A 25808-nucleotide genomic window follows, 5' to 3' on the forward strand; every position below is an offset into this window, starting at 1 on the left:
TCCATTTTTTATCCATTGCTGTTTCACACGGAGTAACCCCCATGATGTACCCCTCTTCCCGCCTTACCCCAGGCCTTGTTGGTCGGGGCCTGGCGCTGTCTTTTGTGGCCTTGCTTGTGAGCGCCTGCGGCACTGAGCAGGGAGGCGAGGCCCAGCGGCCCCCGTCTCCGGTAACCGTCGCTCCGGTTGAAAGCGAGCCCGCCGTTCACCGGGCGGAGTATGCCGGCCGCATTTATGGCGCGACCGAAGTGGCCGTGCGCGCCCGCGTGTCCGGAATCCTTGAGCGGCGCAACTATGAGGAAGGCATGGCCGTCGAGGCGGGCCAGACATTATTCCAGATTGAGCCCGAGCCTTATGAAGATGCGCTGGCCTCCGCGAAGGCAGACCTGGCCGAAGCTCAGGCCCAGCAGCTGCGGGCCGAACGCGAATGGCAGCGGGTTGCCGGACTGTTCGAGCGCAAAGCGGTGAGTGAGCGTGAACGGGACCAGGCCCGAGCGGAAGCGAAAGCGGCCCAGGCACGACTGGAGGCGGCCCGCTCCGCTCTGAGCAACGCTGAACGGCAGTTGCGCTACACCCGGGTGGAAGCACCGGTCTCCGGCCTGACCAGTATCGAAGCGCTCACCGAAGGCAACCTGGTGGAAGCCGGTACGGTTTTGACGCACATCATTCAACACGACCCGGTGCATGTTTACTTCTCCCTACCCGAAGACGACGCCAGTGCTCAGCGTCTGGCTCGCACGGCAGCCCGAAAAGCCGGGGATGAGAGCGTGCGCTCCGCACAACTGTTGTTGCGCGAGGGCAACGCCTACGCTCGCGAGGGGGTGGTGGACTTCGCCGACCGACGGGTGGACCCGATGACCGGCACTGTTCAGATGCGGGCGGTCTTTCCCAACCCGGACGGCGAGTTGCTACCCGGCCAGTTCGTGCGGATTCGTCTGGCACTGGAGTCCTACGACCACGCGGTATTGATCGACCCCACAGCGGTGGGAGAAGGACCCCAGGGGCCTCAGGTGTTTACGGTCAACGGCGAGAACAAGGCCCAGTCACAAACGGTGGAGCTCGGCCCGATGGTGGATGGCAAGCAGCTGATTCTCAGCGGCCTGGAGGCGGGCGCCAAGCTGGTGGTCAACGGCCAGGTCGCGCTGCGTGACGGCGCTCCGGTGCGGATCACCAACGCCGAGCAGACCAACGCCGAGCAGGAGGGTTAAGCATGTTGCGCTTTTTTATTGACCGACCGATCTTCGCATCGGTGATCTCGGTCATCATCATGCTGGCCGGTATCGCCTCACTGCGCGTGCTGCCGGTAGAGCAGTACCCCAACGTGGTACCGCCGGAAGTCGTGGTCAGCGCCACCTACCCCGGCGCCAGCGCGGAAGTGCTGGCGGAATCCGTGGCGGCGCCGCTCGAGCAGGAAATCAACGGCGTGGACGACATGATCTACATGGAATCCACCAGTACCGACGCAGGCTCCCTGCAGATATCCATCTCCTTTGAAATGGGCACCGACCCGGATCAGGCCGCCATCAACGTCAACAACCGTGTTCAGGCCGCCACCCCGCGCCTGCCACAGGTGGTTCGCGATCTGGGCCTACGGGTGGAGTCGCGTTCCACGAATATTCTGATGGTGCCGGTACTCTCGTCACCCGACGGCAGTCTGGATACTTTGGATATCAGCAACTATGCCTTGCTGAACGTGCTTGATCAGTTGGTGCGTCTGGAAGGCGTGGGGGATGCCTCCCTGTTCGGCGCGCAGGATTACTCCATGCGCATCTGGTTGGACCCGGCGAAGCTCGCGGAGTACGAACTGACCACCACGGACGTCGCGACTGCCATCCGGGAGCAGAATGCTCAATACGCGGCCGGGCGTATCGGCTCGGAACCGGCGCCCGAGGATCAACCCTTTACGTTGAGTGTGACCACCCGAGGCCAGCTGGCGGACCCCGAAGCCTTCGAGCAGATCATTATCCGTACCGATGAGCAGGGCAGCAGTTTGCGTCTGGGGGATGTCGCCCGGGTGGAGCTCGGATCCGAGCGCTATGATTTCACCGCAACCTATAACGGCGAACCCGCCGTGCCTATGGGCATTTATCTGCAACCGGGAGCCAACGCACTGGAAACCGCGGAGCGGATTTATGACGCTCTGAATGACATGGCTGAAAATTTCCCGGCCGGCCTGGAATACGAAATTGCCTACAACACCACGGAGTTCGTGGAAGTCTCCATCAATGAAGTGATCATCACTCTGTTGATCGCCGTTGCGTTGGTGGTCCTCGTGACGTTCCTGTTCCTGCAACACATCCGAGCGACACTGATCCCCGTGGCTGCCATTCCCGTCTCCCTGATCGGTACCTTTGCCGGCATGCAGGCGCTGGGGTTCTCGGTGAATATGCTGACCCTGTTCGGTTTGGTACTGGCCATCGGGATCGTGGTGGACAACGCGATCATCGTGATGGAAAACGTGGAGCGGCTGATCACCGAAGAAGGAATGAAAGCCCGCGAAGCCTCCATTGAAACCATGAAACAGGTCTCCGGCGCAGTGATCTCCTCCACGCTGGTACTGGTGGCCGTATTTGCACCGGTGGCGTTCCTCGGTGGCCTCAGTGGCGAGCTGTACCGACAGTTTGCGGTGACTATCGCGGTCTCGGTGGTCGTCTCCGGTGTGGTGGCCCTGACGCTCACCCCCGCCATGTGTGCCCTGCTGCTCGACAAAGAGCCACACACGGTCAGCAAGCCGTTTCAGTTGTTCAATAGCGGCTTTGAGAAAATCACCAACGGTTTCGTCAATCTGGTGGGCAAACTGGTCAAGCATTGGGTTATTGGCCTGGGGCTGCTCGCGTTTTTCATCGTGGCCACGGTCTTTTCTCTGAGCCGCCTGCCCTCGGGGCTGGTGCCACAGGAAGACCAGGGCACGGCACTGGCCGTTGCCTACCTGCCACCGACCTCGGCACTCGGTCGCACCGAAGCGGTGCGGGACAAACTGTCGGAACAACTGGTGGCAATGGACGAAGTGGACCAATTCACCTCCTTTGCCGGTTTCGACATTGTGGCGGGCTCGCTGCGCAGCAATGCCATGGCAGGCTTCATCAGCCTCGCAGACTGGGACCAACGAACCGGCGAAGGGCAAAGCGCATCCGAGATGACCGGGCGCATCATGGCCATGGGCGCGGGCATTCAAGAGGCCAACGTCATGGCGTTCACACCGCCACCCATTCAGGGGCTGTCTCTGACCGGTGGGGTGGAAGGCTACCTGCAGGTACGGGAAGACGCGGATTCGGAGCGCGTCGGGGAGTTGGCCCAGCAAGTGGTAGCCGCCGCCAACCAACGACCAGAGCTGACCAATGTTCGCAGTACGCTGAACACCGCCATCCCCCGATACCACGCGGATGTGGACCGGGAAAAAGCCAAGGCGATGAATGTCCCGATCAACGACATATTCAACACATTGCAAAGCACCTTTGGCTCCACCTACGTCAATGACTTTTCCTATCAGGGGCGGTTATGGCGAGTGAATATGCAGGCTGAAGGCGAGTACCGGGACCAGCCGGACGACCTGCGCCATGTATTCGTTCGCTCGAACAACGGTGAAATGGTGCCATTGAGTTCTCTGGTGACGCTGGAGCGCACCGCCGGTGCCGACATCATCAACCGATTCAATATCTACCCGGCTGCCAACCTCATGGCCGACCCGGCCCCGGGCTTTACCACCGGCCAGGCCAAAGTGGCGCTGGAAGACGTGGTGGCAGAGCTACAGAAAACCGCCGATGTGCAAATCGGGTGGGTCGGTGAAGCCTATCAACTCGATGCCGCCGCCGGTGCCGGCACCGCCGCGTTCGGCCTCGGTCTGTTGATGGTCTTCCTGATTCTGGCCGCGCAATACGAACGGCTGACATTGCCCATTGCCGTAGCGACCGCCATTCCCTTCGGCGTATTGGGTGCCGCGCTGTCGTCATTGCTGCGGGGCTACCCGAACGATATTTACTTCCAGGTCGGGTTGCTGGTACTGATCGGGCTGGCCGCCAAGAACGCCATTCTGATTGTGGAGTTTGCGGCGCAAAACCGCCGCCAAGGCATGAGCTCCACCGAGGCCGCGATGGCGGCGGCTCGACAGCGCTTCCGGGCCATTATCATGACCGCCGCGACTTTCATCATCGGCTCGCTGCCGTTGGTATTCGCCACCGGCGCTGGTGCAGCCAGCCGCCAGGAAATCGGTACCGTGGTCGTGGGCGGCATGGTACTGGCCAGTACCCTGGCACTGCTGTTTGTGCCACTGACTTACAAAGTGTTGGAAGACCTGGTGAGCTGGAACCAGAACCGCAAGCGCAACAAGGGGAGTGAAAGCCATGCGTAAACTGACGGTATTGGCGGCAGCAATCGCCTTGGCCAGCGGCTGCGCCATGGGCCCGGATTACCGGGCTCAAGCACCCGAACTACCCGAGCAGTGGCCCGGGGAATCTCCCCAGACGCAAACCACGCAAGATTGGCAACAGTGGTGGACCCGTTTCGAGGACCCGACGCTCAACCAACTGGTGAGCCGGTCGCTGGACGACAACTTGAGCCTTCGGGTTCAGATCGAACGGATCGAACAGGCCCGGGCCGAACTCGGCCTGAGCAAGGCCAACCGCTGGCCCTCTCTCAGTGCCCAGGCGGACGCCACCCGCGCGCTTACCTCCGCCGAGGTGGCGCCAGCGGTTCAAGGCGGAGGCCAGATCGGAAACCAGTTCTCCGTGGCCGGCGTGCTGAGTTACGAGCTGGACCTCTGGGGACGCCTGGCGCGAGAAAAAGAAGCGGCGGCTGCCCGACTGGCGCAAACGATTTATGGCACCGAAGCGGTTCGGCTGAACCTGATCACCGAGGTGGTCACGACCTACTTCAACCTTCGAGCCGCCGAGCAACAATTGCAGATCACCCGAGACACCATCGCTTCGAGAGAACAGACGCTCGAACTTGAGCAACTGCGTTATGACAGTGGCGCCAGTGATCCCCTGAACATCCGACAGGCGCGCGCGGAGCTGGAAACCACACGGGCTCAACTGCCGCTGCAAGTGCAGCAGGTTCATGAACTACGCAGTGCTCTGGCGGTGTTGGCCGGATACGAACCGCGAGCGTTAATCGGGGCCCTGAATTTCGGTGACGGTAAACTCTCGGACATTGCCTTGCCGGACTCCCTCCCCACCGTTTTACCCTCGGAGTTACTGCAACGCCGGCCCGACATCCGCGCCAGCGAGGCCAACCTCAAGGCGGCCACCGCACAAGTGGGCGTGGCGCAAGCCCAGCGCTTCCCGAGTCTGAACCTGACGGCACTGGGCGGCAGCGCCGCGCTCGATGCCAGCGACCTGTTTACCGCCCCGGCGGAAATGTGGAGCGTCGGCGCAAACCTGGCCGGCCCGCTGTTTGACTTCGGCCGCACCGGTGCGCGCGTGGACAGTGCCGAGTCGCAATTGGCTCAAGCCCAGAGCAACTACCAGCTGTCGGTGATCAGCGCGTTCAAAGAAACACGGGACGCACTGACGCTGTACCGCACCGCCGACCAACGTGTGGCCGCCGTGCGCCGACAAACTCAGGCCATTCAGGAAACCCTTGAACTGGCGCAACTGCAATACGACGCCGGGCGCATCGGCTTCTACGAGCTGCTGGACGCTCAACGAGGCTTGCTGAATGCCCAGCTTGCCTTAAGCCAGGCGCTCAGCAACCGTTTGACGGCCAGCGCCACTTTGTTCAAAACCATGGGCGGTGGCTGGAACCACAGCCTTTAAACGTCTTCCTCAGCGATGGGGCTGCCCCATCGCTGAGTGGTCCCATGTTGTCAATACACACTTGGCGAAGTGCCGTTGAATGCAGCCGGTCTCGCCAACACTTTTTTACGCATTATTTTTCTCCGTTCTGTTAGCTTATTAGCGTCGAGTTTTCATATTCAAGCGATATCGAGAACAGGTCCCTTAGAGCGTCGCTCTTAACCTGTGACCTCAGACGAGAGTCGCAAGGAGCCACTGAATGTCTTTCCTGTCAAAGAGCCAGCACTCCTCCAAGGAACGTCTTCGTTGGAGCGGTTGGTTTATTGTAGTGAACAGTTTTATCGCCGCCTTGATGGGTGTGCGCTATCTGCCCTGGATTCATATTCCCGATGTGGGCACGGGCGTCTATGTCACGCTGGCCTTTATTGCGCAGTTTTCGTTGCTGGCCTGGCTGTTTGGGTTGCCATTGCTACTGATCAGCTGGCTTCTTCCGGCACGTTTTCTGCGACCGGTTGCCGTGATGCTCGGAACCCTGGGCCTGTCGCTGCTATTGCTCGACACCGTCGTCTATCACCAGTTTCGCTTTCATGTGTCGAGCTTCGTGATCGAGTTGGTTATGGGCGGTGGCACCGAGATATTTTCGTTTTCCTGGCTGACCTGGGTGGTCGGTATCACCGCCATTGTCGCTATTGCCCTTCTACAGTGGCAAGTTGCCCGTCAGCTTTGGCGCCACAGCCGATTCCGCACAGGCTTATGGGTTCCGCTCCTGCTTCTGGGCACCAGCCAATTGGCCGCCCACGGCTGGAATGCTTGGGCCGACGCCCACTACAACAGCCGCATTACCGGCGTTGCCCGTCACCTTCCGCTATACCATGCGGCAACCGCGAAACGCTTTTTCAACGAGTACGGTCTGGTGGACCCGCAGCAGGTGCGAGACAGCCGCATGGCCGAGTCCCTGAACCAGTCGGCTGCCACGTCGGACCTCGACTATCCCAAGGCCGCTCTGCATTGCGAGCCACCAAAGGCCACGCCAAACCTTCTGGTGGTTGTGGTGGACTCCCTGCGCTGGGACATGCTGGACCCGCGCTGGATGCCAAGCACTTACCAGTTCTCTCGCCAGGCCATGACCTTTGACAGGCACTACAGTAACGGCAATGCCACCAAGCCCGGCCTGTTTACTCTGTTCTACGGCTTGCCCGCCAACTATTGGGATGCCTTCAGTGCCCACCAGCAACCGCCGGTACTGATCCAGCGGCTGCAAGCTCTTCAATACCAAACCAAAGTGCTCGCCTCAGCCACGCTGGTCAGCCCCGCATTTGATCGCAATGTGTTTGCTTCCATCAGCGACTTGCGCCTCAAAACGCCCGGCGACACCTCCTGGCAGAGAGACATCCAGATTACCGACGATTGGCTGGCGTTCACGCAGGCACGCAGCGACCAGCACGCAAAGGCTCCTTTCTTTGGTTTTCTGTTTTACGACGCCCCCCACAACTACGAGGTGCCGCCCGATTACCCTCGTATCCAACCCTACTGGGACCCGGTCAACCAACTGGCGCTGGACAATGAGTTCGACCCGGAGCCGTTCAAGAACGTGTACAAAACCACAGTGCGGTTTGTTGACGAACAGATCCAACGGGTGCTGAGCGATCTGGAAAAACGGCAGTTGCTGGAAAACACCGTGGTCGTCATCACCTCGGACCATGGTCAGGAGTTCAACGACAACGGCAAGAACTACTGGGGCCACGGCAGCAACTTCACTCGCTACCAGCTACAGGTTCCCCTGGTGGTCCACTGGCCCGGGAAGGCGCCCCGTCAAATATCAGAGCCGACCGAGCACTTTGACGTCGCGCCGACATTGATGTCAGGTCTGCTTGGTTGCGGTGATACCCCTACAGAGCAATATGCGACCGGTGAGGGGTTATTCGCCTCACCGGAGCGCGACTGGACCATCGCCCACAGCTACATGAACTCCGCGCTGCTGACCGAAACATTGCAGCTGGTCACCTACCCCACCGGTGGGATCGATCTGCTCAGCCAGGAACTGGCACCGCTGGAAAACACGCCACTTCCGACCAAGATCATCCGGCAAGCGCTAGAGGAGCAGTCCCGCTTCTACCCTTAAGGTCTATCCTCGCGGTTGATTGCCGGCGTCACGCCGCTGGGCGAGCCACAAACGGACAATCGTGCTGGAGTTGACACTGATCAGGGTCACCTCCAGCAGGGTTCCACCGATCGAGCCCACCGCCACGTTGTTGGCCAACCAGAAGCTCGCCCCCACTAAAAAGGCGAGCCGCATACGGATACCGGTCAGGCAAAACAGGGCATAGGTGCCAATGCAGGCACCGATCACGGGCAGCCAGTCGTACCACCGTTCCGCCAACCAACCGCCGAGCAGAAGACTGACCCCGATGAACAGCCAGGCCACCAGGCGCGAGCTGGTTTTCAATGAAAGCGCAGTACGGATCACCGCCAGGAATGAGCTCAACACGGCCGTGGGAGCGCCGAGCAGGGCGAAGTGCAAGCAGTTGTTGAACTGCAGGATGAACATGAAGATTTTCAGCTTGCGGTCGTCTCGCTGGAAAAAGCAATACACCCCCAAGCCGTAGCTGACCAGACCGAGCGCCTGGCCAGCAACGAGCATGATATCGGACAAGGCAGGCGACCTTACTTCAGATGCTGCGCGTGAAAGCGCAAGTGATCTTCAATAAATGTGGCGATAAAGTAGTAGCTGTGGTCGTATCCTGGCTGCATCCGCAACGTCAGAGGCGCGCCCGAGGCTTGCGCGGCCGCTTTCAGGGTGTCGGGTTTGAGTTGCTCCTGAAGGAAGTTGTCCGCCTCCCCCTGGTCCACCAGAATCGGCAGCTTGCTGCCCTCCTCCTTGAGCCACTCGCTGGCGTCGTACTCGCGCCACAAGCCTTCATCGTCTCCCAGGTATTCGGTAAACGCCTTACGACCCCACGGGCAATCCATGGGGTGGCAGATGGGGCTGAAGGCGGAGATGGAGCGGTAAACATCCTGGTGGCGCAAGCCCATCACCAAGGCGCCATGCCCGCCCATCGAGTGACCCGCAATCGAGCGCTGGCTGTTGATGGGCAGTTCACTCTCGACCAGTTGGGGCAGCTCCCGGAAAACGTAGTCATACATGTGATAGTGCGTTTCCCAGGGGGCCTTGAGGGCATTGACGTAAAAGCCCGCCCCATGGCCCAGGTCGTAAGCGCCATCTGGCGCATCCGGTACCTGTTCACCACGGGGGCTGGTGTCCGGCGCGACAATCGCCAGGCCCAACTCATTGGCCACACGCTGTGCACCCGCCTTCTGCATGAAATTTTCATCGGTACAGGTCAGCCCCGACAACCAGTAGACCGCGGGCACTTTGCTCACCTCAGCGGCCTGCGGCAAAAACACCGCGAAGCGCATGGTGCAGTTGAGCACCTCGGACTCGTGTGTGTACTGGCGGTGCCATCCGCCGAACGACTTGTTGCTGCTCTGCAGTTCCAGCGTCATAGCGCCTCCTCTTTAAAAGTGGATCACACTGCGAATACTTTCGCCCTTGTGCATCAGATCAAAGGCGTCGTTGATCTTCTCAAGCGGCATGGTATGGGTAATGAAGTCGTCCAGCTTGAAATCGCCGCGCATGTATTGCTCCACCATTCCGGGCAGTTCTGTGCGGCCCTTGACGCCGCCAAACGCGCTCCCGCGCCACACCCGGCCGGTCACCAGTTGGAACGGACGGGTACTGATTTCCTGGCCCGCACCGGCGACACCGATGATGACCGACTCGCCCCACCCCTTGTGGCAACACTCCAAGGCCGAGCGCATGACATTGACGTTACCAATGCACTCAAAGGAATAGTCCACGCCACCATCAGTGAGGTCGACAATCACTTCCTGAATCGGCTTGTCGTAATTCTTGGGGTTAATACAGTCAGTCGCCCCCAGCTTCTTGGCCAGATCGAATTTCCGCTCGTTGAGGTCAATCGCAATTATGCGTCCCGCCTTGGCCATGGTGGCACCGATAATCGCCGAAAGGCCAATGCCGCCCAAGCCAAAAATGGCGACGGTTGCTCCTGGCTCCACCTTGGCGGTATTGAGAACCGCGCCGATGCCGGTGGTAACACCACAACCGAGCAGGCACACCTCCTCAAGCGGGGCTTCCTTACTCACCTTGGCCAGCGAGATTTCCGGCAGGACAGTGTATTCCGAGAACGTCGAGCACCCCATGTAATGATGAATGGGCTCGCCATCTTTGTAGAAACGCGAAGTGCCATCAGGCATTACGCCTTTACCCTGAGTCGCGCGGATTTTGCCGCAGAGGTTGGTCTTGCCGGAACGGCAGAACTTGCACTCGCCACACTCGGGCGTATAAAGCGGGATGACGTGATCGCCCACTTTGAGGCCGGTCACGCCCTCGCCCACCTGCTCCACGATGCCGCCCCCTTCGTGGCCCAGAATAGCCGGCCAGTTGCCTTCCGGATCGTCCCCGGAGAGGGTGAACGCATCGGTGTGGCACACACCGGAGGCCACAACCCGGACCAGCACCTCCCCCGCTTTGGGAGGCATAACCTCCACGGTTTCAATAGACAAGGGTTTGCCCGGGCCCCAGGCCACGGCCGCACGTGATTTGATCATGAACATCTCCTTCTTAAACAGTAAGCCAATTGTAACGGGTTAGACGACCGAACACCGGTTCGTCAAAGTCACTTTTTGAGACCTTTACGTCTCGAGGGGTGCCGGGTTTCACGGCCGACGGTTGATATTGCCGCATGGGGGACCTATAACCCTAGGGTAGCCATTCACGACAACTAGAGCGACACCATGATTCTGATGCCAAACAACATCGTCCATTTCTGGTTGGTGGACCGGCGGTCGATCGACCTCGAACCTCAGCGCTCCATCTACATGAAATGGCTGAGCGAGGAGGAGCGGAAGCGCGTGCACGACTTCTCCCGGGACGAACTGCGGGACAGCCAGCTCATTACCCGCGCGGGCCTGCGCGCCAGCCTGTCGCAGTACTCCGACAGCATGCCGCCCAAAGCGTGGGAGTTCGAGCGAAGCGCCCGAGGCAAACCTCGCCTGGCAGACCAGTCCCCCATGAACGAGCTGAGCTTCAATCTCAGTCATAGCGGCGACTGGCTGGCCGTCGGTGTCACGGTGGACAACCAGATTGGCGTCGACCTTCAACGCCGACACCATCAACAGTCACTACTGGACCTGGCCCAACGCTTTTTCAGCGCTGAGGAGGCCGAAACACTGGCCGCCCAGCCCGAAACACGGCAATCCGAGTACTTTTTCCGCCTCTGGACGCTGAAGGAGGCCTACCTGAAGGCCCGGGGCCTGGGAATCGCCAACGGCCTGGACAAGGTCCGCTTTGACATCGACAACAATGGGCTGATTACCGCTGAATTCGACCCCGAACTTGAGGATGAACCCAGGGAGTGGCAGTTTCACCACTACGAGCTGGAGGACGACTACTGTCTCTCGCTGGCGCTTCGCCAGCCGCGCGCTCAGGACGCCTCCCCCCACTTTTACAAACTGATTCCCGGTGAGACCTTCGAGCCGCTAGAGCGCATCGGACACGCGATCCGGCTTCAATAGGCCAGCAGTAAAGCACAGCCGGGGGCCGCGCCGCCACCGGCCCACGGGCCCTCTGTAAAGCTCTGTAAAGAGCTTCATCCTGGCAAAAAGCCTCGTGTAGGCTCGCGCCCAGTATTTATCGTATGATATTTTATTGCTCCGACCGACACTACGACCGCCTTTCAAAAAAGACGTTAATAAAAAGGATCGCTTATGAAACTGCTGAGTTCCATCATCCTCTCTGCCAGCCTGGCCATGCCGGCCATGGCGGCTTCCACCCATAAAATGACCGTTGAGACCGAAGAGAGCGCTGGCACTATCAGTCGGCACATCTACGGCCACTTCGCTGAGCACCTGGGCCGCGGCATCTATGACGGCCTGTGGAAAAAAGACGACAACGGTGACTACATCATCCGTGATGATGTGGTCGACGCCCTGAAAGAGCTGGGCGTTCCGAACTTGCGCTGGCCCGGCGGCTGCTTCGCCGACTACTACTTTTGGGAAGACGGTATCGGTCCGAAGGACGAGCGCCCCTCCGTGGTCAACAACCTCTGGGGCGGCGTAACCGAAGACAACTCTGTGGGCACCCACGAGTTCATGGACCTGGTGGCCGAGCTGGAAACCGACCCCATCGTGGTGGGCAACGTCGGAAGCGGCACCGTCGAGGAGATGGCGAACTGGTGGCAATACATCAACCACCCCGGCAACAGCCCCATGTCCAAGCTGCGGGCGGAAAACGGTCGGGAGAAGCCCTGGAACGTCAAATACTGGGGCGTGGGCAATGAGAGCTGGGGCTGTGGCGGCAATATGCGCCCGGAATACTACGCGGACCTGTACCGCCGCTTTGCCACCTTCCTCCACCCCTATGAAAACGTCAAACCCTTCCGCATCGCCGCCGGCGCCGCCGGGGCGGACTACAACTGGACCGACGTTGTCATGGAGCGGGCCGGCGACATGATCGACGGGCTGGATCTGCACCACTACACCATCCAGGGTTCCTGGGAGACCCACAAGGGCCAGGCCGTGGACTTCGATGAAAGCGACTGGTTCGAGCTGATGGACCGGGCCATCGAAATGGACGAGATCATCACTGGCCATAAAAAGATGATGGACAAGCACGACCCCGAAAAGCGGGTTTGGCTGATTGTGGGTGAGTGGGGTACCTGGCACGAACAACAGGAAGGGAGTATTCCCGGTTTCCTGTACCAGCAGAACACCCTGCGCGACGCGTTGACCGCCTCGGTAACCCTGGACATTTTCCACCAGCACCTGGACCGGGTAAAAATGGCCAACATCGCTCAGACCGTGAACGTTCTGCAGGCCATGATTCTGACCGATGGCGAGCAGATGCTGCTGACCCCGACCTATCACGTATTTGATATGTACAAGGTCCACCGCGATGCCACGGCGCTCAAGTTCAAGCTGAACGAGGGCAAATACCGCTATGACGGCAAGTCACTACCCGCGCTCAGTGCCACCGCGTCCATGGACAAAGAAGGCCGCACCCACATCAGCCTGACCAATATCGATCCGAATCAGGCACGAACCGTGGAGATTGAGCTGGAAGACATGGACAACGTGAACGTCAGCGCCGGGCGCATCCTGACCGCCGAGGCCATGAACGCCCACAACACCTTCGACCAGCCGAACAACCTGGTGCCTGTCGAGTTTGACGGCGCCCGCGTTGAAGACGGCAAGTTGATCGTGGATATGCCCGCGAAATCGCTGGTGACATTGACCCTGTAAGCGTTTCTGAACATTGGAAGGCCGGTGGCGCGGTCCCGGCTTTCCGATCATGTATTCAGTAAAAACGTGTTGATCGACAACCGACCCTTCTCGGGGTCGGTCTCAAACGAAAACCCCTCCGCAATATTCCCCGAATGCAGACTGGTGCAGCGGTACAACAGCAGCCGGTTGAAGACCGCCTCGTAGGAGGCTATTCGTTCGAACTGTTCCGTATCGCCGTTGATATAAGCCGGGGAGGGCACTCGCCCCGCCTTGGCATCCGCCTCCAGCGCCGCCAGAAAGCGATCCCGACGCGATACATCGACTGACTCAAAGCCTGTGTCCCGATGACGATAAAAACCGGTACCGCCCTGCCCTGGCTCACACAGGAAGTGAATCATCGCCAGCTCCGTGGGGCTATTGGAATCAAAGTGGGGGATTCTCTGCACCGGGTGGAGTGCTTCGGGGGGCGTGGTCACCAAGGAGTAGGAGGATTCCACACTGGCCAGCTCATCGCGCCCGAGGCCGAACACCTCCTGGATCAGCCCCGGCAGGTTCTCGTAAAGCACCTGATAGTACGCCCGAGGCGCGGGGGTTCGCAGGCCCGGATAAAAACCCGTGTTATCGTGGAAGCCACCTTGGGCGATGGCGTGGGCCCGCAGGGCACCGGCGCCGTCGAGGAACTGATCAATACAGACCACGGGCTGGCGCTCCCGACCGATGGTATCCACCTGTACGCGACACTTCGGGTGCCGGCGTAGTACCGGCTCTTGAACAACGGCCATTGGACGCCAACCTGTTTGTGATCGAAAATGGGAAACCACGCGAATTTTAGAGGTAAAGTGTACTCAGGTATTCAACCCGACCACAACAAGGTTTCATTATGAAAAAAGTCCTCGGCATCATCGCTGTGCTCAGCGGGTTTATCGCCCTGTTTCTGGTCTTTGCCGCCGGCCCCAGCTATCGCAACGGCTGGCTGGAACTGGGGCAGGCGTTTACGCTGCTGCGCTGGGGCGCCATTATCGGCATTGCCAGCGTGCCACTGATCATCGGCTACGCTCTGTGGCGCAAGCCTCACGGCCGCTTGACCTCCGCTCTGGCCATCTCTGCCGTGGTGGGCCTGTTCAGTTTTTACCTGCCCTTCAGTCAGTGGCAGACGGCAAAGTCGGTCCCTCCGATTCACGACATCAGTACCGACCTGGACAACCCACCCGAATTCGTTGCTGTGCTGCCCCTGCGCAAAGACGCCCCCAACCCGCCCGGGTACGCGGGTGAGGAAACCGCCAAACAGCAGCGGGAGGCCTACCCGAACATTCAGCCGTTGATCGTGGATAAGCCCCCCGAAGCGGTATTCGACGCGGCCCTGTCCGCTGTCAGTAACCAGGGGTGGGCGCTCGCCGGGGCCGAGGTGCCCAGCCGCATCGAGGCCACCGACACCACCCTCTGGTTCGGCTTCAAGGATGACATTGTCATTCGCATTCAACCCCACGAAGACGGCAGCCGGGTGGATGTGCGCAGCAAATCCCGCCTGGGGAAAAGCGATGTGGGGGCCAACGCCCAGCGCATCAAAGTGTTTATGGAAGCGCTTCAGGAAAACCTGTAGCCAACCGGCTTTCAACGGAGGGACGCCCATGCTAGCCACTATTATCAGCCACCCCAGCTGCCACCAGCATCGGATGCCGGAGGGCCACCCCGAGTGCCCGGAGCGCCTGGATGCCATCAACAACCGCCTACTCACCAGCGGCGTGGACGGACTGGTGATGCACCGACAGGCACCGGCGGTTACCCGCGAGCAACTGTTACGTGTGCACGAGGCGGACTACCTGGACAGTCTGGAGCAAGCGTCGCCGAGCGAGGGCATTGTCGCTTTTGATACCGATGTGTACCTCTCACCGGGTACCTTGGAGGCCGCCCGTCATGCCGCTGGCGCCGCCGCGCACGGGGTGGATCTGGTCATGGCGGGCGAGACCGATGCGGTCTTCTGCAACGTTCGCCCACCCGGCCATCACGCCGAGCCGGACCGGGCCATGGGGTTTTGCCTGTACAACAACGTCGCCATCGCCGCCACCCATGCCCTGGAGCACCATGGCCTGGAGCGGGTCGCCATCGTGGACTTTGATGTCCACCACGGCAACGGCACCCAGACGATGTTTTATGACGAGCCTCGGGTGCTGTTTTGCTCCAGCTTTCAACACCCCTTCTACCCCGGCACGCCGGTGGATGTGAATGTCGAGCACATCGTCAATGTGCCTCTGCCGGCCACTTGCACCAGCGATGAATTTCGCGCGGCCATTTCCGAGCGATGGCTGCCGGCGCTGGCCGAGTTCAAGCCGCAGTTGTTATTGATCTCCGCCGGGTTCGACGCTCACGAAGAAGACGACATGTCATCCATCGGGCTGACCGACCGGGATTATCAATGGGTGAGTGAGCAGTTACGAACCCTCGTGGACGACAGCCGCGAGGGGGCCGATGCTTCACAGCATTGCCGAGGTATCGTCTCCACTCTGGAGGGGGGCTACAACCTGTCGGCCTTGGGACGAAGCGCCGTGGCACACATCAAGGCATTAGCGAAGCTGTAAATTGTGAGCACCGAGACGGCGCTCACAGCTCCAGCCGCATATCGATGACTTCCGCTTCGGGGTCATAACGCACCTGAAACCCGAGACTTCGGGCCAGGTTGGCCATGCCCCGGTTCTGGGGCATGGTGCAGCCAGCGAGATAACGGGTGCCGCTCTGGCGACAGTAATCGATCATCTTGCTCATCAGGATCCAGCCCAGGCCCTGCCCTTTCAGATCGCTGCGAATGGCAATGCCGAACTCGGCCTCCTGGTTGTCCGGGTCCATCTGGGCCTGCACCACGCCGAGGGTCACCTCCTCGCCCCGCTCGTCCCTTTCGGTCGCGATAAAGGCCATTTCCCGGTCGTAATCAATCTGGGTGACCCGCGCCATCTGCTCGTGGGAAAACTCAGAGACTTCCCCAAAATAGCGGTTGTAGCGATCTTCCTTACTGAGCGCGCGATCAAACGCCTGCTGCCGCGCTTCGTCTTCCGGACGGATCGGGCGCAAAAGCACCGACCGGCCGCCTTTAAGCTCCACTCGTTGTTCCAGTTCTTTGGGGTAGGGCCTAATCGCCAGCGGCAAGGCCTGCTCGGCGGGGGCCAGGCGAATGGATACATCCAGGGCGGTGTAAACGCCGCTGCGCATCACCACCGGGTTCAAGTCAAGCTCCGCCAGCTCGGGGTTGTCCACCACCAACTGGCTCACCTGACTCAACAACAGACACAGCGAATGTCGCTCCACGGGCTGGTGGCGCTCGCGGATCTTGCCCTCTGCCAGAGCCTGAATCACCAGGTAACGTGCCAGGGCCATATTCAACGGTGGCAAGGCGACGACCGCATTGCGCTGCCAATCCCAGACCGAACCGGCTTCCCCTAAAGCGATCACCGGACCGAACACCGGGTCCGGTCGGACCTGAATGCGCAGGGACAGCGCATCGCCCTGGTAATCCGACGTGCCGGCCTCGTCGGCGGGTGCGGCGTGAAGGCCATAAGGTTGCACCAGAGCCATCGCCGACGCACCGCCGAAGGTATCGTTTCCCGTCTCCAGTGCTTGCCGGATGATGTCCCTCGCCGTTTCCGGATGGTGCGGAATCAGTTCGCTGACCGAGTCAGGCGTTTCGGACAGTAGCTTCTGGTTTCGACGGTATTGTACCCGGTGCATAAACGCGGCTACCGCCCCTTCGGGCGTCCGGAAGGATGCAATCCCCCCCTCGGCAAAACGCTGACGCGCCGGGTAGGCCGACTCTTCCCCCATCCAGTTCACCAGCAGGTTGGGCTTGCGTCCGCGCTTGCTCTGCCAGACATCGATCACCGCCTCGGCATAGACCTCTCCCGGGTGCAGTGCTGAAGGCGCGTGCATCACCAGAATATTGTCCGACTCGCCACTGTCGAGCAGCACTTGCAGCGCCGCCCGGTACAACTCCGGCGAGGCATCGCCCAACAGATTGACCGGGTTAGCGGCCCGCCCGCCGCTCGGAATCAAGGGCCGCAATCGTGCCCGTGTCTCCTCGCTGAGCGGCGCCAGGTGGCCGCCTCGCTGTACCAGGGCATCCGCTGCCATGGCGGCCGGCCCGTTGCCGTTGCCCAGAATCAATAGCTGCTCTCCGCGAAGCTCGCGGCCATAGGCCAGCGTCTCCACCGCCGCGAACAGATCGCGCAGGTCCTGTACGCGCAACATACCGGCACGACGAAATGCAGCGTCATACACCAGATCCGCACCCCGCTGGTCGGCGGGCTGACGGCTGATGGCGGCGCTCACTTCCGCGGAGTTGCCCGCCTTGATCACCAGAATGGGCTTGCCGGAGGAGGCGGCCCGGGCGGCCGACATGAACGCTCGACCGTCCCGGATGTTGTCGATGTAAAGCAGAATGGCCCGGGTCTTCGGGTCACGGCCCAGGTAATCAATCAGCTCATCAAAATCCACATCGGCGCCGTCACCGAGCGCAATAAAGTGGGAAAAACCGATTTGCCGCCGCTTCGCCCAATCGAGAATCGTGACGCAGACGGCGGAGGATTGGGAGACAAACGCGACCTTGCCGGGCAGCGCTTGAGTGTGCGCATAGCTGGCGTTGAGGCCGATACCCGGCACAAACAGACCCAGGCAGTTCGGCCCTAAGAGACGCACGCCCCAGTGCCGGGCGATGGCCAGCATCTGCTCCTGCAGGTTGGTGCCCTGGGCCGTGTGCAGCTCATCCAGCCCGGCGGCGATCACGATCACACTGCGCGTGCCCTTCTTGCCCAGCTGCTGAATCAGCGCCGGCACTCGGGCGGCACGGGTACAGATGATAGCCAGATCCGGCACCTCCGGCAGGGCTTCTACCGAGCGGTAGGCGAGCACCCCGTTAACCGCCTGATACTTGGGCGTCACCGGCATAATGGGGCCGGCAAAGTTGCCCTGCAGCAAATTGCGCATGACCGCGTTGCCCGGGCGGTTGGGCTGGTTCGAGGCTCCGATCACCGCCACCGAGCGGGGGTTCAACAACTGGTCGATCTGCTTCAGGCTCATGCAGTCTCCGCCGCCATCGTAAAACCTGATGATAGCAACTCTCCGCCACCGCGCGTAGGGCGGCTGGCAGATTGCACAAAGAGCACCAGCGCCTTGCCCCCGCCGAGAAAACGGTGTGATACTGCCCCTTACACCGAAACCGACCAGGTGCGCCATGACCGAGTCAGAGCAGGCCCTCGCCGCCCTTATCGAAAGCTGTCAGCCCCGGACAATCGCCGCCTTCGGCGATACCGGCCAACGCCTCGCCGAGCACTGGCAAGCCCAACACAGCGACTGCCAGCTCACCCACCTCGCCCCCAGCGACACCACCCAAGGGTTGTCGCTGCCCGAGACCCAGGACCTGGCGCTGGTTACCGATGCGCTCGAGGAGCTTAGTCGCGCCCAGGGCCAGACGCTCATCGGGCAACTGCGCAACTACGGCACCCGACAGATTGCGGTACTGGTCGACAACCAGAGCGGCTGGACCTTGAGCGACTTCATCGGCTTGGGTTTCAAGCGCCAGGCGCGACTCGAGGAAGGCAGCAAGAAGCTGACGCTCTATACCTACAACATCAACAACTACAACCACAAACGCACCTGGAACAACCCCAAGTACTGGGCCAACCCGGAAATGTGGGACAAGGCCCGTTGGTGAGGTAACAGGCGCTGTCAATGGAAGAGTGTGACCAACTTCTCACCATTGCATCGATTTCTTGACTTTGTGAAATGGTCGGATAGCATCTCTTCAAGCTGTTTTCAGGCAGCCCCCTGAATTGAATGACCCGAGCAACAAGCGCTGCGCCAAGGCAACCCGGAAACTCCGGACAGGTGCAGCCGGACGCTCTTTGAAAAGGATTGAATGTTATGAATGCCATCGAGTTCCCCGTTATCGCCGGCGGCCAAGCCGGAAAGACCGTTCGTTGCAACCCTGACCTGCTCCCCGCGTACCAAAGCCTCGTGGAGGCCGCCAACAGAGGAAACCACTGGGCGAGAATCGCTATAAAAGAGCTCAGCGCTCTAACAACTGGTGTCATTGGGAAGGACAATATTTACGTCCACCCTCTGAGAAAATACAGCCAAGGGCTCCGCCATTACCACGTCTTTCTCCCCGGCCTAAAAGCCGAAATCAGACACGATTCAAATGATCAGTTCAGGCTTATTGCCTTGACACTTGATGCGAACTACGAGAAGACAAAACCGAATAATACCCCAGCACTCTATCGAGCGAGCGCTGTAAGGCGGCAATGGACGACGACCCCAGCCCCTGATAATCGCGTAAAAAACTTAAGAGACCGCGTGGTAGCTATTGCAGACGCCGACGCTCACCCACAGAAAGCGGCAATAGTGGCCTCGGGGAGCGTTACCAATGCAAGCGAGGTTGGTGAGAGAACATTGTATAGGGACGGCTTTGACCTACATTTCACGCCGGGAGCCAGTAGAATTGGAGGTTTGTTCAAATACGATGCAGCGAAAATAAAAGACACGCTGGGTTCCGCGATGATCTTGGCCCACTCTATGGCATCCGCCAAAGATATTGAAGGAGTTCAGTGGATTTCAGAGTTTGGGGGTTCCGCTGTTCTAACGCAGGCCATGAAGATTCTGGTAGACCGAGGTGTCAAGCTCAACAGTCATACCGCCTATTTGTACAGACCAAGAACCTCCCCTGGCGACGCAGTAAAACTAGCACACCAGTTAAATTTAACTCTCAACAAAAAATTTGCTGATGTTGGTTTAAGCCTGAGGGGAGGGCTTAGCCTCGCACGCGCTGCTGGAAGCAGAAAAGCCACTGAATCGGACTTCTACAACGGTTCTCAACATTTCGAGGACAGCTTACAGGGAGTTGGCAAAGTCGCCACAGCGGCTGGTCTAGCGGGCACGCTAATAGGTACGGGTGGCTCCGCTGCGCCGCTCGTGATAGCTATCTCAGGTGTTCTTACCCAGAGCTCATCTAGTGCGTCAACAATTCTAAACGCTTACCAGATGGGTAGAACCGTAATTAGCCCCACAGTCGCTCGCAAAAAACGGCTCTCGGAGGCCTAGGAAACCAGTATGTTACAAGCGCTCAAATATCTTCCCTACGGAACTCGCAGATCAGATAAGTACTGCAAACCTCAGGGTCCAAGCATTGAAGACGCTAAAAGCTACTCTTATATAGTGGCGGACAACGTGCTTTCTTTGAAAGCCCCCAAACACCGCCCTATGGGAAACGTGCCCAAGCCTCTATTTTCTCGAGCTAAAGGGAACGAGCTTGAGTGGGGTTTTATGCCCCACTCAAAAGACGCCATGCCTGATCAGAGCTGGAGCTACCGTAGCCTTTTCTTTGCGCAATGGGCGTTCTGGGGCCCATGGCTGAGCGGCTGCAAAGCGGAGCTCTCTGCCTCAGTCAGCCTCCTCACTAGAAGCGAAGGAAATGAATACAAGCATTCATCGCTCTTTCATCCAAAGGTTTTTGAGAGTGCAATTGTAGACTTTTTAAACTCAAGCTATGGCCACCTGGAAACCCAACTAGGGGAAGCTCTATACAAAGCACCGGTGAATTGGCACACGGGAAACAAAGGGGTGCTATCAGCGGGATTTGACATCATAAAAAACGAAACCAGTGGATCCTACGACGAACCGACTCGAGTTTACATCCTTCCTATTGCAGAAAATCACCTTGTTCTTGTGGAACTCCGAGAATACATATATAGCTGGAATGAAAATAATTTGCCCTCCTTCGACAGAGCGCCGATAGAGGCAGTAAAAGATAGTTTTGTGGACGGCCTATCGATTGAGCTTGGGCAAAAATCATTAAAGTCGTTAAATACAGCCAAACGAGAGTCAGACAGCTTTCAACTCACCGAAAATTTTGCCCCTTTAAAATGGCCGAATAAGACCACAAGCCCCGTTTCAGAAGAAGACTCACAGGGAGCGCGACTGCTATCGCTATAGAAAATCGGATCGAAATGTACATTACAGCGAAAAATGATTAGCTTTATAAGAAATCTCCCTTTTTCGTTTCGAGAGCTCAAGCACCCATGCACTCTCGCTGGCCCTACGTTTTCCAAAGCAAAAACTGTGGAATTCAAGGCCGCGGGAGCTACAGTTTGTTTAAAATGCCCCAAGCACAACCATTTGACTCCGCACGCCACCGCGCCAGAGTCCCCCGTGGGCAACCTCGACCAAGTGCTCGATCGTGGAGGCCTTCAACGTTACTACAAGACCGTCATGCCCAACCAAGAGTGGGCATGGGGGGAATACCTATCAAGAAGTTGGCCTTACTATGGCCCATGGTTTACAGGTTGCAGAGCGGTCGCTTCAATTTCGATCAGCGTCATAGGCCGCTCAGAGGGGAATGAACTAGAGGACGTTTCTTTTCTGCATCCGAAAGCATTCGAAGGAGCGCTAGCCAGCTACTTGACCGACCTATATGGGAATGACAGGACCGGCAACGGACGAGCCACACATAAAGGCCCAGTTAACTGGGAGCTTTACAACGGCCTCCCTGTATCTGCAGCGACTTTTGACCTATTTCGAGTAGGGGTAGGTGGACGCCTTCACAGCCCAATAAAGATGTTTTGCTTCCCAATCTCCGACAAGCATTTTGTAAAAGTGGAGTTCGAAGTTCGAAAACGTGCTCAAACAGCAGCGCAACTGAAGCTTATTGACACAACCCCCATTCACAATCTTATTACGCAGATTATTGAAAGTTTCAGCGTAAAACTCAGCGAGACGGGGCTGAAGAAGGTAGAAGAGGTTAGAAGGGAAAACCCAGAAAGTACCCTAGCAGAGCAGTTTCCTCCGCTAGATTGGTCACGCCCATCAACAGTTCAGAAGGCTAAGACTTAAAGCACATCTGCTAAGCACCTGATCTACGCTCATAGAGCTGGAATTAGCCGTCAGAGCAGGTGTGCAGCGAGAAGCCTCCAACATCAAAAGTATAGTTTAAGGCGAGCAATCCCAGAATAGAGTTGCCGTGTCGGAAGGCAACGTACTGACAACGGTTTTGGCGGATGTTTTCGGCCAAAATCTTCCCGTCTCCCTAGCTGCCATTCAGAGGACCCACTAGGAGCGCACATATGATTGACTGGCTTAAGTACTCTAGATTGAAGCTTCGCAGTGACGACAGCTACTGCCCCGTTAAAGGGCCGAACTTCGATAAAGCCAAGCCATGCTCTATTAGGCCGGGGACTGCATCGTGGATCTTACTCTTCCTCCGCAACAGTTCGTAAGGTTTAGCCGACACAAGTTGACCCAACCGACTGACTCTGAGCAATCGGAAAAACTTACTTGTGGCTCCCGCATTAGAACCTCCAGAAACGATACTGGGCTAGGGCTACGCGAGGCTGCCCCACGACACAAAAGCGTAACCTCATGCTTAACGCTCTAAAACATCTACCCTTCGCCTGGAGAGATCGCGACGAATTCTGTACGCCTGGCCCGGAATACAGCAAGCGCAAAACAGTCGCATTCCTGGCCGGGGGGAACATCGTATCTCTGGATTTACCGCCACACAGACCCGCCGACCGTAATATCTGTAGGGGTGAAACCCCCTCACGCACTATCGAACAGATCGAGCGTGGGGCGCCGGCATATCTGGAAAACAATCAGGGGTGGCAGACCACACCCGTATTGATAAGACGTTGGGCATTTTGGGGGCCCTGGCTCACAGGGCATAAAGGGGACCTGCACTTATCGGTTAGTGTTGTTAGTCGAGCTGATGAGCGGGACTACCCGAACGCCAACTTCTTCCATCCAAAAGCCTTTGAGTACGCACTAAGCTGCTATTTCACTGACTTTTATGGCACCCGGCGCACCACCAACAACCAGCCTCATTGGTCTGGTCCAATCAAGTGGAAAGTCCAAAACAGTCTCCCCATATTTAGTGCGACTTGCGAGCTAGAAAAGCACGCTCCTCCTTATGGCAAGGGCCTCAATAGACATTTTTTGCTTTTTCCGATTACACCAAAGCATTTCGTCACCGTCGTATTGATTGCCCGAATCAACAGTCGGGACGGGAAAGGATACCCTCTGTTCGACACAACGCCCATCCTAAACCTTCGCGACGCAATCCTCCGCAGCGTGAAAGTGGAGCTTGGTGATAAAAGCAAAGAAACGATAAAAGCGCTTGAAGCAGACTATGGTGAACTGACGCTGACGGATGCTTTTGAACCAATGAACTGGGAGGCCGAGAAGGACCCGGAACCATCCGAGCCTCCTCAGCCAGAGAGCGGTTTAATGGGTATCGATTTTAACTACAGGTAGCTCTTCAGAAACGGAGCTTTGCCTTGAGCTGACAGCGCCCAGATGACCAGCGGGAACTGTCAGCGTAAACTCAAAGCACCCATCCCCCCCTTTCCTTTCTAGGGAAGGCGTTCCGGCACCGCTCCATCAATCTCTACCTCATACCGCAGACCGATCGACTCCGGGCTGGATTCGGTACTTTCAAACGCGTTGTACTGGTACACCGAGAGCGGAGTATTTGCCACGACGAGGCTTACCTCTTCGTTGTCGGCCACTGTGGTGCTACCTGCGCCATTAATCAGGTCCACGTAGCGCACGCTGCCGGAGCTGGTGTTGCGGATACTGAGGGTGGCAGTGAAATCGCTGTCGCTCAGCCCGTTACCCAAGTTCGTTACCTGAACATCCACCTGGCCGTTTCCGGTCACATTGAGCGGCGTGATGTTCGCGCCGGCATAGGCGGGCTCGCGGTCGGGTCTTACTCGATAAACACCGCTGCCGAGAGCTTCCAGGTTGGTGTAGGCCCGACTTCTGAACGCCTCGTTATTGGCCACACCCAAATAGCGTGCCTGGGCTTTGGGGTGGCCGATATCCAGGTACGCCATTCGCGCCCAATAACGACCAATCACTTGCTGTACGGAAATGGGGGAGACCATCCGCTCAAGCACATGCAGTGGCGTTTCGTTGTTGCGCCGGTGGTTTGCAAACAAATCCGGTACGGCCATTCGACCAATACCCGGGTACTGATCCGGGTTTTGAGTCAAGTAAGTCAGCAGCGGCCAGGCTTGGTAGTAGTTGCTGGTACTGACGATGGGCAGATGCGACGAGGCAATGTTGGTTTCCAGATTGACGATGGTGTCTCTGCTGCGTCCCAGCCCATTGCGAACGCGCACTGCTTCACACAGAGGGTCCGTATTATAGGTATCGGCGACCCAGTTCGCGACAGCCTCCCACCAGGCGCCTGTGGCTCCCTGATCGACCCAGGTATAGTCTGTGTAGGTCAGGCTATGGCCGAATTCGTGCACGGCGGTTTCCGGCCGGTTCAGGGCATTGTCTCTGAATTCAATGAAGCTCAAGCCCTGGCCCGCGTCAGCGCCCATGGCGCCGCCCGCATTCAAGGTCGTCGTTGAGTACAGGTTCATTTTGTAATAGGGGCCGTCTTCTGAATGCACTGACAAACTGGTGGATCGAAAGCCCCATTCATTGACAAAACACTCATAAGCGGCCTCCAGATGATTAAGGCCGTTGGCAATTTGACTGGGCGGAACATTCGCCAGGTTGCCCTGCCCTCCATTCAGTCCATCACCCCCGTAATAGGCGCGAAAGCGATCGGAGTCCATGTACCGGGCGTTGGACGTATTGACGCCGAAACGGGTGTATTCGTCGGTAATGGCTTGATAGGGAACAGCGCCCCCACCGGCACCGGAACTGCTTGAGCTGCTGGAGGAGCCCGACGGTGCCGTTCCCCACACCCGCCATTCCAATATACCAGTTGACTGCGTGTTGTTAGTCATCTTTACCCGAATCCGGTTGGTGACGATGTCACCCAGCTCCAACGCGTTGAAAGTATCAGCATTGAGCGGTAGGTCACCGGCCTGAATCCAGCTGGCGCCATCCCAGTACTCCAGGTAGGCATCTGTTGGCGTTAAGACGCCACCACCATCATCAAACCAGTAGATTTCTGAGGTATCGAGTTCAACGGCCTGCGGCCACTGGTACTCAACCCATTGGTAACTGTCGGGGTTATTCCAGTTGCCGTAGGCACCGCTGGACTTGTCGTTTGAATGTGTCGGGGTGCTGCCGTCATTAACTGCATCCAGCGTTTCCCAGGATGATACGTAAGAGGTGGACACCTGTGCCGTAATCGCCAGGTTATCCCCTGAGGGGGCGATAGCGGAGCTCGACGAACTGCTCACAGTCGACGCACTGGAATCAGTCGACTGACTGCTTGAACTGGAAGAGGAAGAGGCACTGCCGGAACATACGTCGCCACTGAGCGGGGGAATTTCGGGATCACCACCGTTGGTAGTGCCCTGTAAACCAAACGCCACCGTCTGACCGGGGCCGATGTTGCTATTCCAGCCCGAGGGTGTGGCCGTATAGAGCCCACTATCTCCACTGACTTGGGCGTTCCATGCGTTGGTCACCGTGTTGGCGTTGTACTGCCAGCTAAGTTCCCAACCATCGATAGCGACGCTTCCGGTGTTAGTGATGGTCACCTCAGCCGTAAAGCCCGCCCCCCATTCATTGCTGATGCGGTAAGCGCATTCCGCCACGCTTTGGCTGGCGACGGGATAACTGCTCGTCAGCGCACTGAAGCCCAATGCTAGCGCCAACCCTGAATGCCTTTTCGTTAAATGAACCATGCCTCTCATCTCCGAATTTATTAGAAATCTTATCGGTAATGCTTAGACGACACCCCCTGGGGCACCGTCTTCCTGTCAGATTAAACGTATTGAGAGAGCACAATAGCAAAGGCGAAGAACCGCAATGTCGGGTCATGCGTCAACGATT

The 25808-nt window shown here is 58.4% G+C and carries 19 protein-coding genes; 13 read left to right on the top strand and 6 right to left on the bottom strand.

Features of this window, described 5'->3' with window-relative positions; genetic code table 11:
* The first annotated feature begins 41 nt into the window (after positions 1-41).
* The 4 genes from G547_RS0114835 (at position 42) to G547_RS0114850 (ending at position 7854) form a co-directional block, all read left to right on the top strand.
* Positions 42-1208, top strand: a complete 1167-nt coding sequence (locus G547_RS0114835; protein WP_211224572.1) for an efflux RND transporter periplasmic adaptor subunit — start codon at positions 42-44, stop codon at positions 1206-1208.
* Between the two features lie 2 nt (positions 1209-1210).
* Positions 1211-4348 (top strand): efflux RND transporter permease subunit, encoded by a 3138-nt coding sequence (locus tag G547_RS0114840; protein ID WP_027330524.1) that lies wholly within the window; start codon positions 1211-1213, stop codon positions 4346-4348.
* Positions 4341-5753: an efflux transporter outer membrane subunit gene (locus tag G547_RS21715; protein ID WP_036188946.1), complete on the top strand. Its 1413-nt coding sequence runs from the start codon at positions 4341-4343 to the stop codon at positions 5751-5753. The genes G547_RS0114840 and G547_RS21715 overlap by 8 nt, the downstream gene beginning before the upstream one ends.
* Positions 5754-5991: 238 nt before the next feature.
* Positions 5992-7854, top strand: coding sequence for a DUF3413 domain-containing protein (locus tag G547_RS0114850; protein ID WP_036188950.1), 1863 nt, complete (start codon positions 5992-5994; stop codon positions 7852-7854).
* A gap of 3 nt (positions 7855-7857) precedes the next feature.
* On the opposite strand, the gene G547_RS0114855 is transcribed toward G547_RS0114850, so the two are convergent.
* The 3 genes from G547_RS0114855 to G547_RS0114865 are packed head-to-tail and all read right to left on the bottom strand — an operon-like array spanning position 7858 to position 10361.
* Positions 7858-8385: a YgjV family protein gene (locus tag G547_RS0114855; RefSeq protein WP_245573493.1), complete on the bottom strand. Its 528-nt coding sequence runs from the start codon at positions 8383-8385 to the stop codon at positions 7858-7860.
* 11 nt (positions 8386-8396) lie between these two features.
* Entirely contained in the window at positions 8397-9236 is an 840-nt protein-coding gene (fghA, locus tag G547_RS0114860) for an S-formylglutathione hydrolase (RefSeq protein ID WP_027330527.1), read from the bottom strand.
* Between the two features lie 12 nt (positions 9237-9248).
* Positions 9249-10361, bottom strand: a complete 1113-nt coding sequence (locus tag G547_RS0114865; protein WP_027330528.1) for an S-(hydroxymethyl)glutathione dehydrogenase/class III alcohol dehydrogenase — start codon at positions 10359-10361, stop codon at positions 9249-9251.
* Positions 10362-10547: 186 nt separating this feature from the next.
* On the opposite strand from G547_RS0114865, the gene G547_RS0114870 reads away from it, so the two are divergent.
* Positions 10548-11327: a 4'-phosphopantetheinyl transferase family protein gene (locus G547_RS0114870; RefSeq protein ID WP_027330529.1), complete on the top strand. Its 780-nt coding sequence runs from the start codon at positions 10548-10550 to the stop codon at positions 11325-11327.
* Between the two features lie 192 nt (positions 11328-11519).
* Positions 11520-13052: an alpha-N-arabinofuranosidase gene (locus G547_RS0114875; protein WP_245573494.1), complete on the top strand. Its 1533-nt coding sequence runs from the start codon at positions 11520-11522 to the stop codon at positions 13050-13052.
* Positions 13053-13099: 47 nt separating this feature from the next.
* Here the strand turns inward: G547_RS0114875 and G547_RS0114880 are convergent, their stop codons facing one another.
* Positions 13100-13816: a DUF6445 family protein gene (locus tag G547_RS0114880; protein WP_027330531.1), complete on the bottom strand. Its 717-nt coding sequence runs from the start codon at positions 13814-13816 to the stop codon at positions 13100-13102.
* A 98-nt stretch (positions 13817-13914) separates the two neighbouring features.
* Between G547_RS0114880 and G547_RS0114885 the strand changes: the two genes are divergently transcribed.
* Both G547_RS0114885 and G547_RS0114890 read left to right on the top strand, forming a co-directional pair.
* Positions 13915-14634 (top strand): DUF1499 domain-containing protein, encoded by a 720-nt coding sequence (locus G547_RS0114885; protein WP_027330532.1) that lies wholly within the window; start codon positions 13915-13917, stop codon positions 14632-14634.
* A gap of 28 nt (positions 14635-14662) precedes the next feature.
* Entirely contained in the window at positions 14663-15610 is a 948-nt protein-coding gene (locus G547_RS0114890) for a histone deacetylase family protein (RefSeq protein ID WP_027330533.1), read from the top strand.
* Positions 15611-15632: 22 nt separating this feature from the next.
* On the opposite strand, the gene G547_RS0114895 is transcribed toward G547_RS0114890, so the two are convergent.
* Positions 15633-18095 (bottom strand): bifunctional acetate--CoA ligase family protein/GNAT family N-acetyltransferase, encoded by a 2463-nt coding sequence (locus G547_RS0114895; RefSeq protein WP_027330534.1) that lies wholly within the window; start codon positions 18093-18095, stop codon positions 15633-15635.
* A gap of 154 nt (positions 18096-18249) precedes the next feature.
* Between G547_RS0114895 and G547_RS0114900 the strand changes: the two genes are divergently transcribed.
* The 5 genes from G547_RS0114900 (at position 18250) to G547_RS0114920 (ending at position 23318) form a co-directional block, all read left to right on the top strand.
* Positions 18250-18729 carry a DUF6231 family protein gene (locus G547_RS0114900; protein WP_027330535.1) on the top strand — a complete coding sequence of 160 codons (480 nt, stop codon included), beginning with the start codon at positions 18250-18252 and terminating at the stop codon, positions 18727-18729.
* A gap of 209 nt (positions 18730-18938) precedes the next feature.
* The gene (locus G547_RS0114905; RefSeq protein ID WP_027330536.1) at positions 18939-20114 is read left to right on the top strand and encodes a hypothetical protein; all 1176 of its coding nucleotides are present in this window, start codon (positions 18939-18941) and stop codon (positions 20112-20114) included.
* Positions 20115-20123: 9 nt separating this feature from the next.
* Entirely contained in the window at positions 20124-21005 is an 882-nt protein-coding gene (locus tag G547_RS0114910; protein WP_027330537.1) for a hypothetical protein, read from the top strand.
* A gap of 216 nt (positions 21006-21221) precedes the next feature.
* Complete coding sequence (locus G547_RS0114915; protein ID WP_027330538.1) at positions 21222-21902, top strand: hypothetical protein; 681 nt, start codon at positions 21222-21224, stop codon at positions 21900-21902.
* A 525-nt stretch (positions 21903-22427) separates the two neighbouring features.
* On the top strand, positions 22428-23318 hold the full coding sequence (locus G547_RS0114920) for a hypothetical protein (RefSeq protein WP_027330539.1): 891 nt from the start codon (positions 22428-22430) through the stop codon (positions 23316-23318).
* A gap of 98 nt (positions 23319-23416) precedes the next feature.
* Here the strand turns inward: G547_RS0114920 and G547_RS22800 are convergent, their stop codons facing one another.
* Positions 23417-25660 (bottom strand): cellulose binding domain-containing protein, encoded by a 2244-nt coding sequence (locus G547_RS22800; RefSeq protein WP_084646061.1) that lies wholly within the window; start codon positions 25658-25660, stop codon positions 23417-23419.
* Positions 25661-25808: the final 148 nt, after the last annotated feature.

Source organism: Marinimicrobium agarilyticum DSM 16975 (assembly GCF_000423345.1).
In the GTDB taxonomy this organism is placed as follows: Bacteria; Pseudomonadota; Gammaproteobacteria; order Pseudomonadales; family Cellvibrionaceae; genus Marinimicrobium; species Marinimicrobium agarilyticum.

Bases quoted from the DNA above. Each gene is read 5' to 3' on its own strand.
- G547_RS0114870 (WP_027330529.1), top strand. From the start codon at position 10,548: ATGATTCTGATGCCAAACAACATCGTCCATTTCTGGTTGGTGGACCGG.
- G547_RS0114885 (WP_027330532.1), top strand. From the start codon at position 13,915: ATGAAAAAAGTCCTCGGCATCATCGCTGTGCTCAGCGGGTTTATCGCC.
- G547_RS0114840 (WP_027330524.1), top strand. From the start codon at position 1,211: ATGTTGCGCTTTTTTATTGACCGACCGATCTTCGCATCGGTGATCTCG.
- G547_RS21715 (WP_036188946.1), top strand. From the start codon at position 4,341: ATGCGTAAACTGACGGTATTGGCGGCAGCAATCGCCTTGGCCAGCGGC.
- G547_RS0114910 (WP_027330537.1), top strand. From the start codon at position 20,124: ATGTTACAAGCGCTCAAATATCTTCCCTACGGAACTCGCAGATCAGAT.
- G547_RS0114890 (WP_027330533.1), top strand. From the start codon at position 14,663: ATGCTAGCCACTATTATCAGCCACCCCAGCTGCCACCAGCATCGGATG.
- G547_RS0114895 (WP_027330534.1), bottom strand. From the start codon at position 18,095: ATGAGCCTGAAGCAGATCGACCAGTTGTTGAACCCCCGCTCGGTGGCG.
- G547_RS22800 (WP_084646061.1), bottom strand. From the start codon at position 25,660: ATGGTTCATTTAACGAAAAGGCATTCAGGGTTGGCGCTAGCATTGGGC.
- G547_RS0114920 (WP_027330539.1), top strand. From the start codon at position 22,428: ATGCTTAACGCTCTAAAACATCTACCCTTCGCCTGGAGAGATCGCGAC.
- G547_RS0114850 (WP_036188950.1), top strand. From the start codon at position 5,992: ATGTCTTTCCTGTCAAAGAGCCAGCACTCCTCCAAGGAACGTCTTCGT.
- G547_RS0114865 (WP_027330528.1), bottom strand. From the start codon at position 10,361: ATGATCAAATCACGTGCGGCCGTGGCCTGGGGCCCGGGCAAACCCTTG.
- G547_RS0114880 (WP_027330531.1), bottom strand. From the start codon at position 13,816: ATGGCCGTTGTTCAAGAGCCGGTACTACGCCGGCACCCGAAGTGTCGC.
- fghA (WP_027330527.1), bottom strand. From the start codon at position 9,236: ATGACGCTGGAACTGCAGAGCAGCAACAAGTCGTTCGGCGGATGGCAC.
- G547_RS0114905 (WP_027330536.1), top strand. From the start codon at position 18,939: ATGAATGCCATCGAGTTCCCCGTTATCGCCGGCGGCCAAGCCGGAAAG.
- G547_RS0114875 (WP_245573494.1), top strand. From the start codon at position 11,520: ATGAAACTGCTGAGTTCCATCATCCTCTCTGCCAGCCTGGCCATGCCG.
- G547_RS0114835 (WP_211224572.1), top strand. From the start codon at position 42: ATGATGTACCCCTCTTCCCGCCTTACCCCAGGCCTTGTTGGTCGGGGC.
- G547_RS0114900 (WP_027330535.1), top strand. From the start codon at position 18,250: ATGACCGAGTCAGAGCAGGCCCTCGCCGCCCTTATCGAAAGCTGTCAG.